The sequence below is a fragment of the Streptomyces canus genome, assembly GCF_030816965.1.
In the GTDB taxonomy this organism is placed as follows: Bacteria; Actinomycetota; Actinomycetes; order Streptomycetales; family Streptomycetaceae; genus Streptomyces; species Streptomyces canus_E.
This window is the reverse complement of sequence record NZ_JAUSYQ010000002.1, coordinates 949,787-965,334: the sequence shown is the minus strand read 5'-3', so window position 1 is coordinate 965,334 and position 15,548 is coordinate 949,787. Positions and strand designations below refer to the sequence as shown.

Genomic DNA, 15,548 nt, shown 5'->3' with positions numbered 1-15,548 from the left:
CACCGATCGTGTCCGGCCCGGCGGCGTGCCGGGACGGGACGGGACGGCGTCCGCCGAGCCATGCGGCCCGGCGGACGCCGTTCCATGACATCGGCGTCAGTTGCGGCGACCGGCCGGATCCTGAACCACCGTGTCCCGGCCGCCGCCGGAGAGAGGCGCGGGGGCGGTCGGCGGTTCCTTCGCCCGGTCCGCGTGCCCCGGCCACCAGGCCGCGTGGCCGATGAGGGCCGTGAGGCTGGGAGTGAAGAACATCGCCATGACGAACGCGGCGACGGCGATGCCGAAGGAGACCGCGAAGCCCATCTCCGTGAGCAGGACGTTGCCGGCCAGCATCATCGTGGCGAAGGTCGCCGCCAGGATGAAGCCGGCCGCTGCCACCGTGGGACCGGCGTGCCGTAGCGCCATACCGGCCGCCTCGCGCGGTTCGCGGCCTTCACGGGCCTCCTCCCTCAGCCGGGCGATCATGAGGATGTTGTAGTCGGTGCCGATGGCGACCACGAAGAGATACATGATCACCGGGAGCATGAACATCAGGCCGGAGTGTCCCTGTCCTTCCTGGAAGATCCACACGGTGGCGCCGAGCGTGGCGCCGAAACCGAGGCCCACCGAGGCGATCAGGTACCAGGGGGCGACCACGCTGCGCAGCAGCAGCCCCAGGATGAGCATGATCAGCACGGCCGCGACGGGGAAGACCGTCTTGTAGTCGTGGTTGACCGCGGTACCGATGTCCTTGTAGATCGAGGACATCCCGCCGACCACGGCCTCGGTGCCGTCCGGGGCGTCGGAGTGCGCGACGTCGCGGACCCGGCCCACCGCCTCGATGGCCTTGTCCGTCGACGCCTCGTACTTGAGGGTGACGGTGAAGTCGATGGTGGTGCCGTCCTTGTTCAACTGCGACAGACGGGCGTTCGCCACGCCGTCCACGGCCCCGAGTTTCTTCACGTACGCGTCGAAGAGTGTCGTGTCGATCGGTTTGCCGTCGGTGCTGGAGAGATAGACGTCGGTCGGTGCGGCGGCACCCGCCGAATACGCCTTCTGCATCTCGTCCTGGACGACCATCGACTCCTTGGTCTTGGGCATGGAGCCGGCCGCCAGGTCGAACGTGGCGTTGTAGCCGAACGTTCCGAGCGACAGCGCGACCAGGACGAGTCCCGAGAGCGCGGCGGTGAGCGCCGGGCGGTTCCGCACGCCGCGGCCCAGGGCGGCGAACCGGGCGTTCTCCGGCTCGCGCTGCCAGGACTTGGACGGCCAGAAGACCTTCGGGCCGATGAGGGAGACGACGGCCGGGATCAGCGTCAGGCCCGCGATCAGGGTGACGGTGACCGCGATCGCGAGGGCCGGGCCCATCTGCTTGAGGAAGCCCAGCGTCGACAGGACCAGCGCGAGGAAGGCGATGATGACCGCTCCGGCGGCGGAGGCGATGGCCTCGCCGACCCGGTCGACCGCGTTGATCATGGCCTGCTTCGGCTCGTCGCCGAGGCGCAGGCGTTCGCGGTAGCGGAACATCAGGAACAGGAAGTAGTCGGTGCCCACGCCGAAGAGCACGACGATCAGGATCGACGAGATCGAGCTGTTGGCCTGGAGGTCGAACAGCTTGGTGGCGTAGGCGATCAGCCCGTTGGCGATCGCCGACACCAACCCGATCGTGATCAGGGGCAGGAAGGCCAGGATCGGAGCCCTGAAGATGATCAGCAGGGTCACCAGGATGATGACGAAGGTGCCGATGCCGATCAGCGCCTCGCCACGCTTGGACGAGTCCTGCTGGTCGAGGGCCTGCGCGGCGGAACCGCCGAGCTTGACGTCGAGGTCCGTGCCCTTGGCGAGTTGCTTGACGTCCTCGCGCAACACTTCGGCCGCGTCGGCCTGTTTGGGCTGCCCGGCGTTCCTGCTGTCCATCTGGACCAGGGTCAGGGCGTATCTGCCGTCCGAGGACGGCTGGCCGGGGACGACCTTCTGCACCTGGTCGATCTTCTTCTTGCCGAGCTCGGAGGTGATCCGGGCGACATCCTTCTGGTCGGCGGCGGTCAGCTTGCCGCCGTCGGTGCGCTGGTACAGCGCGATCGCGGACGGGGTGAAGGCGCTGGGGAACGCCTTCTCCTGGAGCTCCGCCGCTTTGATGGACTCGTAACTCTTGGGGAGGAAACTGCTCTCGTCACTGTTCGAGGGCAGGCTCGGGGCGGTGGCGACGATCGCCACCGCGGCGAATAACCATGCAACGATTGTCCAGACGGGATGCCGGACGACAGCGTTGCCAATACTTCGGAACATGCGGAAGGTCCTCCTGGACAGGAAGATCACCGCAACCCGGGGAGCGGTCCCTGGCATCGGCGACCCCCGGCCGTCCCTCAGGGCACTCCCCCCGTCGGACAGGCCGGAATGGTTGTCTTGAGCTCTTATCCTAGGGATCACGGGTGAAGATCGCTGGAGGTGCCGGACCTTCGCCGTCGTACCGTTCGGGGAGCCCCTCGGGGGAGCAGGTGTGCGGGGCGACACACCGAAGCCGAGATCCGGGTGCGGAGGACGCCTGCGGGGTCGTACCGCTTCAACGGCTGGCGAGGTGAGCACGTGAGTGCCGCATCCGGGTCGTACCCGTAGATCCAGCCGTTGCCCACCAGCGGGTGGGCGTCGGCGAGCGCCGCGTCGCGGGGCCGCTGCCCGGAGTCGTCGGCCAGGGCACTGCCGCGGCCCTTCCGCCCTGCTGACCCGGCACCGGTGACCCCTCACGGCCGTCGGCTGTCTCGTCCTGCGCCGTGTCCGTGGAGCCGCGGCTGTCACCGCGCTGACCGGCATGGCGCCCGAGTGTTCGCCGCTACGGCGTCGACCTGGGCTGTGTCCGTTGTGGGATCGCCTGCTCGTGGCTGTGGGCTGTCTGGTCGTCGGTGCGGTGTTCACCGTGAGGCCGATTGCTCGCGTGGTGTCCGTGGAGCCGCGGCTGTCGCCGCGCTGACCGGCATCGGGCCGCATACCGGTGCGACCGCACCGAGACCGGGACCTCGTTCGCTACGGCATCGCCCGCCATGCCGACGATCTCGCCTACGGCACCGGCGGAGGTTTCTCCGGCATGCAGGGGCCGCCGCAGGGCCGCCCGCCGGGAAGGGCGCCGTGAGCATCCTGCTGTGCTTCTGCTCACCCCGACCTCGCGATTTTACTAGGACGTCCTACTATTTTCTCAGCTCGCGTTTTCCGACGTGTCCTGGGAAGGCTCCGCCATGAGCGATCTGCATCGCCCCGTCCACCCCGTCCGCCTGGTCACCGCCTCGGCACTGTTCGACGGGCACGACGCCTCGATCAACATCATGCGGCGGATCTTCCAGTCGCAGGGCGCCGAGGTGATCCATCTGGGACACAACCGGTCGGTGCGGGAGGTCGTGGACGCGGCTCTCGAAGAGGACGCGCACGGCGTGGCGGTCTCGTCGTACCAGGGCGGACACGTCGAGTACTTCGAATACCTGGTCGCCTCACTGCGCAAGCAGGGCGCGGAGCACATCCGGGTGGTGGGCGGTGGAGGCGGTGTGATCGTGCCCGAGGAGATCACGCGGCTGCGGGAGAGCGGGGTGACGATCTTCTCTCCCGAGGACGGCCAGCGGATGGGCCTCGCCGGGATGGTCAACACGGTCGTGCGGGACTGTGACTTCGACCTGTGGGACGGCAGGCCGGCCGACCTCACCGCGGTCCTGGCCGGCGACCGGTTCGCGATCGCCCGCGCCCTCACCGGTGCCGAACTGGGCAAGCTGCCGCCGGAGTTCCGGCAGGAGCTGCGGGCCACGGCGGCCGCGCGGCCGGTGCCGGTGCTCGGCATCACCGGCACCGGCGGCTCGGGCAAGTCGTCCCTGACCGACGAGCTGGTGCGCCGGTTCCGTGTCGACCAGCGGGACGCCCTGCGCATCGCCGTGATCGCGGTCGACCCGACCCGTCGCCGAGGTGGCGGCGCGTTGCTCGGCGACCGGATCCGGATGAACTCCCTCGACGGGAACCGGGTGTTCTTCCGTAGTCTGGCCACCCGCGGCAGCCGCGAGCTGCCCGAGCACCTTTCCGACGTGATCGATGTCGTGAAGGCCGCCGGGTTCGACCTGGTGATCGTGGAGACGCCGGGCATCGGCCAGGGCGACGCGGCGATCGTGCCGTTCGTCGACGCCTCCCTGTACGTGATGACGCCGGAGTTCGGTGCCGCCTCGCAGCTGGAGAAGATCGACATGCTCGACTTCGCCGACGTCGTGGCGATCAACAAGTTCGAGCGGCGCGGCGCCAAGGACGCCCTGCGCGACGTGGGCCGCCAACTGGTCCGCAACCGTGAGGCATTCGGCAAGCGGCCCGAGGACATGCCGGTGTACGGCACCTCCGCGGCCACCTTCAACGACGACGGCGTCACCGCCCTGCACCAGCACCTCACGGCCGTCCTCGCCGAGAAGGGACTCCCGCTGCCCGAGGGCGCCCTGGCGCGGGTCGACGTACGCCACTCCTCCGGCATCCGGCAGGTGGTCCCGCCCGAGCGGGTGCGCTACCTCGCCGAGATCACCGACACCGTCCGTGGCTACCACGCCGACACCGAGCGGCTGGCCGAAGCGGCGCGGCGGGTCCAGCGGCTGGAGCTGGTCGGTGCCGAACTCGCCGACGCCGGCTCCGATGCCGCGAACGTGCACGCGCTGCTGGAGGACGCCCGCACGCGGCTCCCGCACGACATCGTGCGGCAGATCGAGAGCTGGCCCGCCGTGATCGCCTCCTACTCCGGCGACGAACAGGTCGTGAAGGTCCGCGACCGGGAGATCCGCACCAAGCTGACCCGCGAGTCCCTGTCCGGCAACAAGATCCCCCGCGTCGCCCTGCCCCGCTTCACCGACCACGGCGAACTGGTGCGGTTCTGGCGCGCGGAGAACCTGCCCGGCCACTTCCCCTTCACGGCCGGGGTGTTCCCCTTCAAGCGCGACGGCGAGGACCCGGCACGGATGTTCGCCGGCGAGGGCGACCCGTTCCGCACCAACCGCCGCTTCAAGCTCCTCTCCGAGGGCCAGCCCGCCACCCGCCTCTCCACCGCCTTCGACTCGGTGACGTTGTACGGCCGCGACCCCGACGAGCGCCCCGACATCTACGGCAAGGTCGGGACCTCCGGCGTCTCGGTGGCCACCCTGGAGGACATGAAGGCGCTCTACGACGGCTTCGACCTCGTGTCGCCCACCACCTCCGTCTCCATGACGATCAACGGGCCCGCCCCGGCCGTCCTGGCGTTCTTCCTCAACACCGCGATCGACCAGCAGATCGAGCGTTTCCGCGCCGAGGAGGGACGGGATCCCTCATCCGAGGAGGCGGCCGAACTGCGCGCCCACGCGCTGGCGAACGTGCGCGGCACCGTGCAGGCCGACATCCTCAAGGAGGACCAGGGCCAGAACACCTGCCTGTTCTCCACCGAGTTCAGCCTGCGGATGATGGCCGACATCCAGGAGTGGTTCATCGCGCAGAAGGTCCGCAACTTCTACTCGGTGTCCATCTCCGGCTACCACATCGCCGAGGCCGGCGCGAACCCCATCAGCCAGCTCGCCTTCACCCTGGCCAACGGCTTCACCTACGTCGAGGCCTACCTCGCCCGCGGCATGCGAGTCGACGACTTCGCCCCGAACCTGTCGTTCTTCTTCTCCAACGGCATGGACCCCGAATACTCCGTGCTCGGCCGGGTCGCCCGCCGTATCTGGGCGGTGGCGATGAAGGAGAAGTACGGCGCCGGCGAACGCAGCCAGAAACTGAAGTACCACGTCCAGACCTCCGGACGCTCCCTGCACGCCCAGGAGATGGACTTCAACGACATCCGCACCACTCTCCAGGCCCTCATCGCCATCTACGACAACTGCAACAGCCTGCACACCAACGCCTATGACGAGGCCGTCACCACCCCCACCGAGGAGTCCGTACGACGGGCCCTGGCCATCCAGCTGATCATCAACCGGGAGTGGGGCCTGGCGATGAACGAGAACCCCCTCCAGGGGTCGTTCATCATCGACGAACTCACCGACCTGGTCGAGGAAGCCGTCCTCCAGGAGTTCGAGCGGATCAGCGAACGCGGCGGTGTGCTCGGCGCGATGGAGACCGGCTACCAGCGCGGCCGTATCCAGGACGAGTCGATGCTCTACGAACAGCGCAAGCACGACGGCTCCCTGCCCCTGATCGGCGTCAACACCTTCCGCAACCCCCACGCCGACACCGCCGAGCCCGGCGTCGTCGAACTCGCCCGCGCCACCGAGGAGGAGAAGCAGTCCCAGCTGGAACGCGTACGCACCTTCCACGCCCGTCACCCCGACGAGGCCCGGGCGGCCCTGGACGCCCTCAAGGACGCGGCCGTACGCGGCGACAACGTGTTCGCGGTCCTCATGGAGGCCACCCGGGTCTGCTCCCTCCAGCAGATCACCGAGGCCTTCTTCGAGGTCGGCGGCCAGTACCGCCGCAACGTCTGAGGAGTGTTGCCTTCAGGTGCACCTCGTTCAGCGTGAACGGGACAAGATGGCCACTGGCGGGCGGCTGCCGGCGGACGCCGGGCCGGAGCTCGACGTGATGACGGCGGATGTCGCGGTCATGGACGCCGCCTGGCAGCCGGACGTACGCGCCGAGGCCGAGCGCGTCCTAGCCCTGCGCCTCGCCCGCGACGACCTCCGTGCCCACCTCCCCGGCGCGCTGGATCTCGCCGCCTCCGGCAAGGCCGCGCCCCGAGAAGGTCGTCTCCCATGACCTCGACGGGGAGGACCTGCCGACCGCCCTGCACGTCCGGCACGACGACGACGGCCCCGCCCCCGGCCAGGGCCGCGGCGAGGTCCACTCACGACATGACGCAGGAAGCACGCCGCGGTGCCCCCGCCGAGGACATGGAACAGACCGGCCCGGCGAAGCCGGTCCACTCCCACTTCCTCAGCGGCCGAGGTCCGCTGCCGCCGGCCCTGAAATGAGGCTCACCCGCTGATCACCTCCTGCTCGGTGCCGGCCGGTGCCCGATGGCGCCGGAAGCCGGGGAAGAGCAGGAGGAGGGCGAGCGCCGCCACGACGGTCAGGACGCCGCCGCCCGTGACGGTCCACGTGACGCCGAGGCCGGCGCCGACCGTGCCGTGCAGGAGGTCGCCCAGCCGTGGCCCTCCGACGGCCACCACGGTGTCGATCCCCTGGAGCCTGCCGCGCATCCCGTCGGGAACGGCGCTCTGCAGCACCGTCTTCCGGAAGACCCCCAGCGCGAGGAGCGCACCGCCGGCCGGCAGCAGCCAGGCCACGGCGGAGACGAGCGAGTGGGCAAGGCCGAACCCCGCGACCGCCAGGCCCCACACGGCGACCGACACGGCCACCGCGACACCGTGGCGGCCGACGCGCGTGAAGGCCCCCGAGAACAACCCCGCCAGCACACCCCCGGCCGAGACGGCGGCGTACAACACCCCGATGTCCGAAGGGTGGAAGGTCTCCGCCGCCAGTTGCGGGAACAGTGCCGTGGGCAGACCGAGGGACAGCGCGGCGAAGTCGGCGAGATAGACCACCAGCAGAATCTGACGCCGCGTCACGAACCGTACACCGTCCGCGATCTGCCGTAGGACCGCGCTCTGTCGTCGCTCACCGCCGCCGTCCGGGGGAAGAGCCGGCAGTCGCCACACGGCCCACACCGTCGCGCAGACGGCGAGAGCGTCCGCCAGATACAGCGTCCGGCTGCCCACGACCGGCAGCAGGCCACCGGCCAGCAGCGGCCCGGCGATCCCGGCGGACAGGAGCACCGTCGACTGCAGCGCGTTGGCGGCCGCGAGCAACTCGGGCCGCACCAGACGGGGTGTCACGGCCCTGCTCACCGTGGAGTTGGCCCCGAACAGGGCCTGCTGCACGGCCACCAGCCCGAGCAGCACGGCGACCGAGCGCAGATTCGCCCACGCCTGGGCCCACAGCAGCAACGACGTCACCCCGATGCCGATCGTGGTCGTCAGCAGCATCCGCCGTCGGTCGCGTACGTCGGCGAGTGCCCCTCCCCACAGTGCCGCCGCGGCCATCGGGGCGAGGCCCACCAGACCGGCCAGCCCCACGTAGGCCGACGAGCCGGAGAACTCGTAGATCTGCAACGGCACGACGACCGCCGTGAGTTGAGCTCCGAGAGCGGTCACGATCCCGGCCGCCCACAACCGCCGGAACGCGCCCGCCCGCAGGGGCCGTACGTCGGCCAGGAGCCGTCTGTTTCGCACCATGGAGCGATGCTGCGGGCTCCCCTTGGGGCAAGGTCAACCGACGTGGGCGAGCACTTGGTCGGCCAGTTCCCGCGGGGTCGACTCGCCGTCGAGGAAGACCGTGTCGCCGGGCAGGGTGTCGACCGCCGCCGTACACGCCTCGATGCGGGCCTTGCACCACGCCCGTACCCGTTCCTCCCGGGCGGGATCGTCGGGGAAGAAGCTCCGTGCGTCGATCCGCCGCACCAGGACCTCCGGCGCGACCTTGAGGAAGAAGTGGTGGACCACGATGTCAGCGGCCTTCAGGGCGCCGAAGATCTCGCCCAGGTAGCCGGGGTCCACCAGCGTCATGGGGACCAGGAGCGGGCGCCGGTACTCCTCGACGAGGCCGACGGCCAGGTCCGCGACCTGCCGCCGCCACAGGGGAAGGTCCTGGAAGTCACCGGTCGGCACGTCCACGATCTCCCGCAGCACATAGCCGACCATCTCCGGGTCGAAGACCAGCGCCTCGGGCCATCGCGGACGCAGTTCCTCCACGAGCGTGCTCTTCCCGCCGCCGAACGGGCCGTTCATCCAGACGATCACAGCTGTTTCCCCCGGTTTCCAAGAACGCCGAACGAGTGACAGTGGCGTCAGCCCCGTGGTGGCGCGCTGCTTGCCCGCACCACCAGACGCGTCGGGACGAGATCGGTACCCGGCTGTCCGCTCCCGTGCGAGCGGATCTGCTGAAGCACCTTCTGGACGCAGCGATGGCCCACCTCGGCGAAGTCCTGGTGGACTGTGGTGAGCGGCGGCACGAAGAACGCCGCGTCGGGGGTGTCGTCGAAACCGACCACGCTGACGTCGTGCGGCACGGACAGCCCGTGCTCGTGGAACGCGCGCAGCAGTCCCAGCGCCATCTGGTCGTTGGCGGCGAACACGGCCGTGCAGTCCGGCGTCTCGGCGAGCACGAGCCCGGCCGCGTAACCGGACTCCGCCGACCAGTCCCCGTACAGTGCGGGCGGCACCGGCCGCCCGGCCTCCTCGAGGACCGCACGCCAGGCCTGGGCCCGCCGCTGTCCCGCGAAGGAGGCCTGCGGACCGGTCACATGCCGGACGGTCCGATGGCCCAGGTCCAGCAGATGCTGTACGGCCTTGCGCGCGCCGTCCGCCTGATCGGTGTCGACCACGCTGTAGCGGTCGCCGGCGTCGGAGTCCACGACGACGACATGCACCCCGGGCGGCAGCTGGACCGTCCCGGTGTCGAGGAGATGGATCTCCATGATGACGATGACCGCGTCCACGGCCAGCTCGCCCATCCGCGTGAAGGCCCCCAGGACGTTGTCCTGCGTCGGCACGTCGATGGGGATCAGGGTGATCGCGTACCCCTCGGCCGCCGCGTGCGTGGCGATCGCCTCCACCGTGCGGCTGTTGCCGGTCGAGGACAGGCTGAACAGGATCACGCCGATTGTGTTGAACTGGCCGTACCGCAGCGCCCGCGCGGCACTGTTGGGGCGGTACCCCAGTTCCCGCATCGCCGCCAGCACCTGCTCGCGCGTAGCAGCGATCACCCCGGGGTGACCGTTGGAGACCCGCGAGACCGTCTGCGAGGAGACGCCCGCGAGCTTGGCGACGTCCGCCATGGACACGCGCTGCTTGCGCCGCCCCCCGGGGACACCGGAACCTCCCCGTTCCACCACTGCTGCCTCCTCCGTCCGCACACGAACGTGTTGCGTGTCGCACCGGATGTTACGTGTGGGAAACCTTGACGGTCGCCGGAGCGGATGCCACGATTCCGGCGCCGTCATGTTTACGTAAACATGCTGTCATTCCGAAAGGGTTTGGTCGATGCGCAAGACCCCCGTCAGCACCCGTCGCGCCCCGAGGCTGCGTGCCTCGCTCGTCGCCGTCGCGATCGCCGCGATCAGCGGCGCCAGCCTCACCGGCAGCCCCGCCTCCGCCGCCGCGCCGACCACCGACACGACCCAGTTCAAGGGTGTCAACTGGGCCGACCCGCGCGACAACTTCGCCGACGACGAACTCCAGCTGTCGGGCCTGTCGACCTCCGACACCTACGCCCAGACCTACACCAAGGCCAGCCGCATCATCTCGGCGTTCCGCGCCAACCTCGGCGCCAACACCGTCCGGCTGCCGATCAACCCGTACACCGTCAACGGCTCCTACTGGAAGTCGTACCGGGGCGTCATAGACGCCGCGACGGCCCACGGCTTCAAGGTCATCGTGTCCTACTGGGAGGGCACGGGCGACCGCAAGGACGGCTTCATCGACGACGAGGCCACCTACTGGCCGATGTGGAACACCGTCGTCAAGGCCTACAAGGGCAACTCCCGGGTCTACTTCGAGCCGATGAACGAGCCGCACGGCTACACGGACACCGAGTGGGCCGACATCGCCGCGAAGTGGCTGGACACCTACAAGTCCGTGCCCCGCAACCGGGTCTTCGTCAGCGGCGCCGGCTACAACGACCACGTCACGACCGTGTGCGCCGACCCGCGACTGAAGGGCACCTACCTGTCGCTGCACCACTACGGCTTCTGGAAGTCGTACGCCACCTACGACGAGTGGGTGGCCGACCTGAAGGTGCGCATCGGCGACTGCGCGAACCGGACCGTGGCGGACGAGTTCGGCGCGCCCATGACGACCGGTCTGAACTACAACGTGAAGACCCCGGACGACAACTTCGTCAACTTCATCCAGGCCGTCACCGACACCTTCCGCGAGCTGAAGATGGGCTCGGTGTACTGGCCGGGCCTGCGCACCGACGACATCTACTCGGTGCAGAAGCTCGTCGGCCCGCCCAGCAAGCCGTGGCTGGAGACCACCAACCAGTCGGGCGCCGACCGCCTCGCCTGGGCCTGGGGCCGCGGAACGCCCGTCAAGGGCTGACGCCTCTCCTTGTTTCGGCCGCGGTGCCTTTCGGTACCGCGGCCCACCGGCGTTCACGGCGGTGTTCGGACATGGCCGACTCGCGCCCTTCTCACGCCTCCCAGAGCTGCCCAGACTCCTTGGCAGAAGCACAGGGGGGAGGGCGCGGTGGCCAGGCGTCGACGAGGTACGGCCGCTCACCGGCGGCGGGCACGGAAGTGGTGGTGGGGCGGCGCGGTGGCGCTGGTCCTCGTGGTGCTGTTCCGGGCGAGCGTGTGGCCGTATCTCCTGGGCGTGCTGTCGGTCGCTGCCGCCGCGGCGACCGGCTGGCGGCTGTGGCACACGGACCGGCTTCTGCGGGGCAGGCACCGTCGCTGGCTGCAGGAGGAGGCGGTGAAGGCGGGCCGCCGGACCCTCGCCGAGGTGGACGCCATGACGGGCACCGAGTTCGAGGAACTGGTCGCGGGACTGTGCCGGCGGGACGGGTGCACGGAGGTCAGGCGGGTGGGCGGTGCGGGCGACAACGGCGCCGATGTCCTGGGCCGGCTGCCGGACGGCCGCACGATGGTCGTCCAGTGCAAGCGGTACGCACCGAGCAGGGCGATCCCGAATCGCGAGCTGCGCGATCTGCTGGGCGCCCGGGTGCACTTCCGCGCCGACGTGGCCGTCTTCGTGACGACCTCACGCTTCACCGGCCCCTCCGAGAAGTTCGCGCTGGAGCACGACATCCTCGCCGTGCACCGCGACCTCCTCGGCCTGTGGAACAACGGGGCCTCCCTCGTGTCGCTGGGCGAGGTGAACGGCCGGGGCCAGGGGGACGCACGGCATCGGGCCCGCTGGAAGAAGGCGTACGGCGGCTAGCGGCCCATTCCAGGGAGACGCAGATCACATTCGGCGCAGGTCACAATCCGCCGGGCCAGTGAGTCGTAGGTGTGTAGCCATCGACAACGGCAGAAGGAGCACACCATGGAAGCCCGACTCGACGTCTTCACCAGCCCGCTGGCCGGCAAGCTGCTGAAGCACTTCGCCTCGGCGGGGAAGGTGGTCACGGACTCGGGACTGCCGATGACGACCCAGGAACTGGTGAAGATCCGCGCGAGCCAGATCAACGGCTGCGGGTTCTGCCTCGACATGCACACCAAGGAGGCCGCCGCCGCGGGCGAGACCGCGCAGCGCCTCCACATGGTCGCCGCGTGGCGTGAGGCCAAGGTCTTCACCGAGGCCGAGCGCGCCGCGCTGGAGCTGACGGAGCAGGGCACCCGCCTCGCCGACGGGACCGGGGTCGCGGACGAGGTCTGGGAGAACGCCGCCAAGCACTACGACGAGGACCAGCTCATCGCCCTGGTCTCCCTGATCGCCGTCATCAACGCCTTCAACCGGCTGAACGTCATGACCCAGCAGCCGGCCGGCGACTACGTGGTCGGTCAGTTCGGCTGAACCTGAGGACCTGAACCCGACGAACGGGTGACCGGCCCGGGGGCTGCAGACCCGGGGCCCGACCTCAGTTCTCAGCCGGCCAGCGGGTAGTGACAGGCCACCTGACGGCCGGAGGCTGTCGGTGTGAGCCGCGGGCGTTCCACCGCACACAGGTCCCGGGCGTACGGGCAGCGCGTGCGGAACGGGCACCCCGTCGGCTTGTCCGACGGACTGGGCACCTCACCGGTCAGCACGATGCGTTCCCGGGGCGGCCCGTCCTCCGCGAAGGTCCCGTCGTCGATGTCCGGTACCGCCGACAGCAGGGCCTGCGTGTACGGATGGGCCGGATCCGAGTACAGCGCCTCCGTGCCGGCGAGCTCGACGATCTCGCCGAGATACATGACGGCGATCCGGTCCGACACATGCCGGACCACACCGAGATCGTGCGCGATGAAGACGTACGTGAGTCCGAACTCCTCCTGGAGATCGGCGAAGAGGTTCAGCACCTGCGCCTGGATCGACACATCCAGCGCGGACACCGGCTCGTCGGCCACGATCAGCTTCGGATTCGTCGCCAAAGCGCGGGCGATACCGATGCGTTGGCGCTGACCGCCGGAGAACTCGTGCGGATAACGGTCCAGATGGGCCGCCGCCAGTCCTACGACGTCGAACAGTTCCCGGACCCTGCGGCGGACCTCGGACGCGTTGCCGTACTCGTGCACGAGCAGCGGCTCGGCCACGATGTCCCCGGCACGACGGCGGGGGTTGAGCGAGGCCTGCGGGTCCTGGAAGACCAGTTGCATGCCCGGCCGTACCGGACGCAACCGTCGCGCGGACAGCGTGGAGATGTCCTGACCGTCGAACTCGACGCGTCCGCCCGTGAGTTCGGTGAGCCGGACCAGACACCGGCCGAGCGTGGACTTGCCGCAGCCGGACTCCCCGACGACGCCGAGGGTTTCGCCGCCGCGCACCGCCAGGGAGACCCCGTCGACGGCACGCAGCACCTGGCGCCTTCCGCGCACGGGGTAGTGCTTGGTGACGTCCGTGGCACGCAACAGGACCTCGCCAGGGGGTGCCGCCACGTCCACTGTCACGATCTCCTGTGCTGTCACGACGCCGCCTCCGTGTTCACGTCTTCGTCGGCCGTCAGCCGCAGTCCCGCACGGCCGTCGAACGGCAGCCAGCACGCGTCCAGATGGGCGGCGTCGCCGTCGCCCGCCGACAGCGCGGGTCGCTCCTCGCAGAGGTCGTGCCGCAGCCGGCAACGCGGCGCGAACGCACACCCCTCCGGAACCCCACCCGGTGCGACCGGCACGCCCGCGATGGTGGGCAGCCGCCGCAGCCGGGGGCCGCCCACCCGGGGCACCGAGTCGAGCAGACCCCAGGTGTACGGGTGTCGTGGACCGTGGAACACCGCCCGCCGCGGGCCCTCCTCGGCCGCCCGGCCGCCGTACATGACCAGGACCCGGTCGGCGATCTGGGAGACCACGCCCATGTCGTGGGTGATGAGCACCATCGCGGAGCCCCCTCGGTTGAGTTCCCGCATCAGATCGAGGATCTGCGCCTGGACCGTGACGTCCAGTGCCGTCGTCGGCTCGTCGGCGATCAGCAGTGAGGGGCTGCAGGAGAGCGCCATCGCGATGACCGCGCGCTGGCGCATCCCCCCGGAGAACTCGTGCGGATAGGCGTTCACCCGCGAGACCGCGTCGGGGATGCCGACGTCCGAGAGCAGCCGGACGGCACGCGCGTGTGCTTCCTTGCGGGAGACCTGTTCGTGCGCCCGGATCGCCTCGGCGATCTGCCAGCCCACGGTGTACACCGGGGTCAGGGCGGTCATCGGGTCCTGGAAGACCATCGCGATCTCCCGGCCGCGCACCGCACGCATCTCCTTGTCGGGCAGGGTGAGCAAGTCACGGCCCCGGAAACGTACTTCACCCGTTATGGTCACGTTCGGGTTGGTCAGCAGCCGCAGCACGGCGAGCATCGACACACTCTTGCCGGAGCCCGACTCGCCCACCACGCCCAGGACTTCGCCGGGAGCGACGGAGAAGGAGAGACTGTCCACGGCGGTGACGAGGCCCTGGCGGGTGCGGAAGCGCACTCGCAGGTCACGTACGTCCAGCAGGGGTTCAGGCATGGCGGGCCCTCGGATCGAGTCGCGCGTACAGGATGTCCACCAGGGCGTTGGCGAGGACCACGAAGAACGCCGCGTACAGAACCGTGCCCATGATCACGGGCAGGTCCAGGTTCTGCAGGGCGTCGAAGGTGAGCTTGCCGATGCCGGGCAGGCCGAAGACCACCTCGGTGAGGAGCGCGGCCCCGCCGACGAGCGCGCCGAAGTCCAGGCCGAACAGCGACACGATCGGGATCAGCGAGCAGCGCAGGGCGTGCCGGAGCAGGATCCGCCGCTCGGACAGACCCTTGGCGCGGGCCGTACGCACGTAGTCCTCGTTCAGTGCGGTGACGACCTCGCCGCGCAGCAGCCGGGCGTAGATCCCGGCGTACAGCAGGGCGAGCGTCAGCCAGGGGAAGAGCATGTGCAGCGCCCACTGGCCGGGGTCCTGGCCGAGACCGACGTAGCCGGGCGGGGGCACCCAGGAGAAGAGCGAGTCGTGCAGCTGCTTCTGGGTGAGGAGGTTGACGACCTCGCCGAGCCAGTAGGCCGGGAGCGAGACGCCGACCACGCCCACCAGCATGATCAGTGGGTCGGCGGCCCGGCCGCGCAGGGCCGCCGCGGCCGTGCCCATGAGGATGCCGGCCGTCATCCAGATCAGGGCCGCGCCGATGACCAGGGACAGGGTCACGGGGGTGGCCTGGATGATCTGCGGAATGACCCGGGAGCCGCGGTTGACGAACGACTCCAGATCCCGGTCGATCAGCAGGTGACGCATCATCAGCAGATAGCGGATCGGCATCGGCCGGTCCAGGCCGAAGGAGTGCCGCACCTGGGCGAGGGTGGCTGGGTCGGCGTTGCGGCCCGCGATGCGTGCCGCCGGGTCGACTCCCGGGGTGGCGAAGAAGATCAGGAACACCAGCACGCTGATCGCGAACATCACCAGCAGGGCCGAGGCGAAGCGCTTGAGGGCGAAGACGAGCATG

General features: G+C 69.8%; 12 protein-coding genes. 5 read left to right on the top strand and 7 right to left on the bottom strand.

Annotation, left to right across the window (positions count from 1 at the left end):
* Window positions 1-96: 96 nt before the first annotated feature.
* Entirely contained in the window at window positions 97-2,268 is a 2,172-nt protein-coding gene (locus QF027_RS05435; protein ID WP_306985466.1) for an MMPL family transporter, read from the bottom strand.
* 941 nt (window positions 2,269-3,209) lie between these two features.
* On the opposite strand from QF027_RS05435, the gene icmF reads away from it, so the two are divergent.
* Together icmF and QF027_RS05425 are read left to right on the top strand one after the other, a co-directional pair.
* Entirely contained in the window at window positions 3,210-6,440 is a 3,231-nt protein-coding gene (gene icmF / locus QF027_RS05430; RefSeq protein WP_307073007.1) for a fused isobutyryl-CoA mutase/GTPase IcmF, read from the top strand.
* A 16-nt stretch (window positions 6,441-6,456) separates the two neighbouring features.
* Window positions 6,457-6,711, top strand: coding sequence for a hypothetical protein (locus QF027_RS05425; RefSeq protein WP_307073004.1), 255 nt, complete (start codon window positions 6,457-6,459; stop codon window positions 6,709-6,711).
* Between the two features lie 218 nt (window positions 6,712-6,929).
* Here QF027_RS05425 and QF027_RS05420 read toward each other — a convergent pair whose 3' ends face one another.
* The 3 genes from QF027_RS05420 to QF027_RS05410 are packed head-to-tail and all read right to left on the bottom strand — an operon-like array spanning window position 6,930 to window position 9,847.
* Entirely contained in the window at window positions 6,930-8,189 is a 1,260-nt protein-coding gene (locus tag QF027_RS05420; RefSeq protein WP_307073002.1) for an MFS transporter, read from the bottom strand.
* 33 nt (window positions 8,190-8,222) lie between these two features.
* Window positions 8,223-8,753: an AAA family ATPase gene (locus QF027_RS05415; RefSeq protein WP_307073000.1), complete on the bottom strand. Its 531-nt coding sequence runs from the start codon at window positions 8,751-8,753 to the stop codon at window positions 8,223-8,225.
* Between the two features lie 47 nt (window positions 8,754-8,800).
* A complete protein-coding gene (locus tag QF027_RS05410) occupies window positions 8,801-9,847 on the bottom strand; it encodes a LacI family DNA-binding transcriptional regulator (RefSeq protein WP_307072998.1) in 1,047 nt (348 codons plus the stop codon).
* Between the two features lie 148 nt (window positions 9,848-9,995).
* On the opposite strand from QF027_RS05410, the gene QF027_RS05405 reads away from it, so the two are divergent.
* The 3 genes from QF027_RS05405 (at window position 9,996) to QF027_RS05395 (ending at window position 12,470) form a co-directional block, all read left to right on the top strand.
* A complete protein-coding gene (locus QF027_RS05405) occupies window positions 9,996-11,054 on the top strand; it encodes a glycoside hydrolase family 5 protein (protein ID WP_306985479.1) in 1,059 nt (352 codons plus the stop codon).
* Between the two features lie 147 nt (window positions 11,055-11,201).
* Window positions 11,202-11,894, top strand: a complete 693-nt coding sequence (locus QF027_RS05400) for a restriction endonuclease (protein ID WP_307072996.1) — start codon at window positions 11,202-11,204, stop codon at window positions 11,892-11,894.
* A gap of 105 nt (window positions 11,895-11,999) precedes the next feature.
* Window positions 12,000-12,470, top strand: coding sequence for a carboxymuconolactone decarboxylase family protein (locus QF027_RS05395; RefSeq protein WP_307072994.1), 471 nt, complete (start codon window positions 12,000-12,002; stop codon window positions 12,468-12,470).
* Between the two features lie 71 nt (window positions 12,471-12,541).
* On the opposite strand, the gene QF027_RS05390 is transcribed toward QF027_RS05395, so the two are convergent.
* The 3 genes from QF027_RS05390 to QF027_RS05380 are packed head-to-tail and all read right to left on the bottom strand — an operon-like array spanning window position 12,542 to window position 15,547.
* Window positions 12,542-13,561 (bottom strand): ABC transporter ATP-binding protein, encoded by a 1,020-nt coding sequence (locus tag QF027_RS05390; protein ID WP_307072992.1) that lies wholly within the window; start codon window positions 13,559-13,561, stop codon window positions 12,542-12,544.
* On the bottom strand, window positions 13,558-14,586 hold the full coding sequence (locus QF027_RS05385; RefSeq protein ID WP_307072990.1) for an ABC transporter ATP-binding protein: 1,029 nt from the start codon (window positions 14,584-14,586) through the stop codon (window positions 13,558-13,560). The genes QF027_RS05390 and QF027_RS05385 overlap by 4 nt, the downstream gene beginning before the upstream one ends.
* Window positions 14,579-15,547, bottom strand: a complete 969-nt coding sequence (locus QF027_RS05380; RefSeq protein WP_306986808.1) for an ABC transporter permease — start codon at window positions 15,545-15,547, stop codon at window positions 14,579-14,581. Before QF027_RS05380 ends, QF027_RS05385 begins: the two co-directional genes overlap by 8 nt.
* Between the last annotated feature and the right edge of the window lies 1 nt (window position 15,548).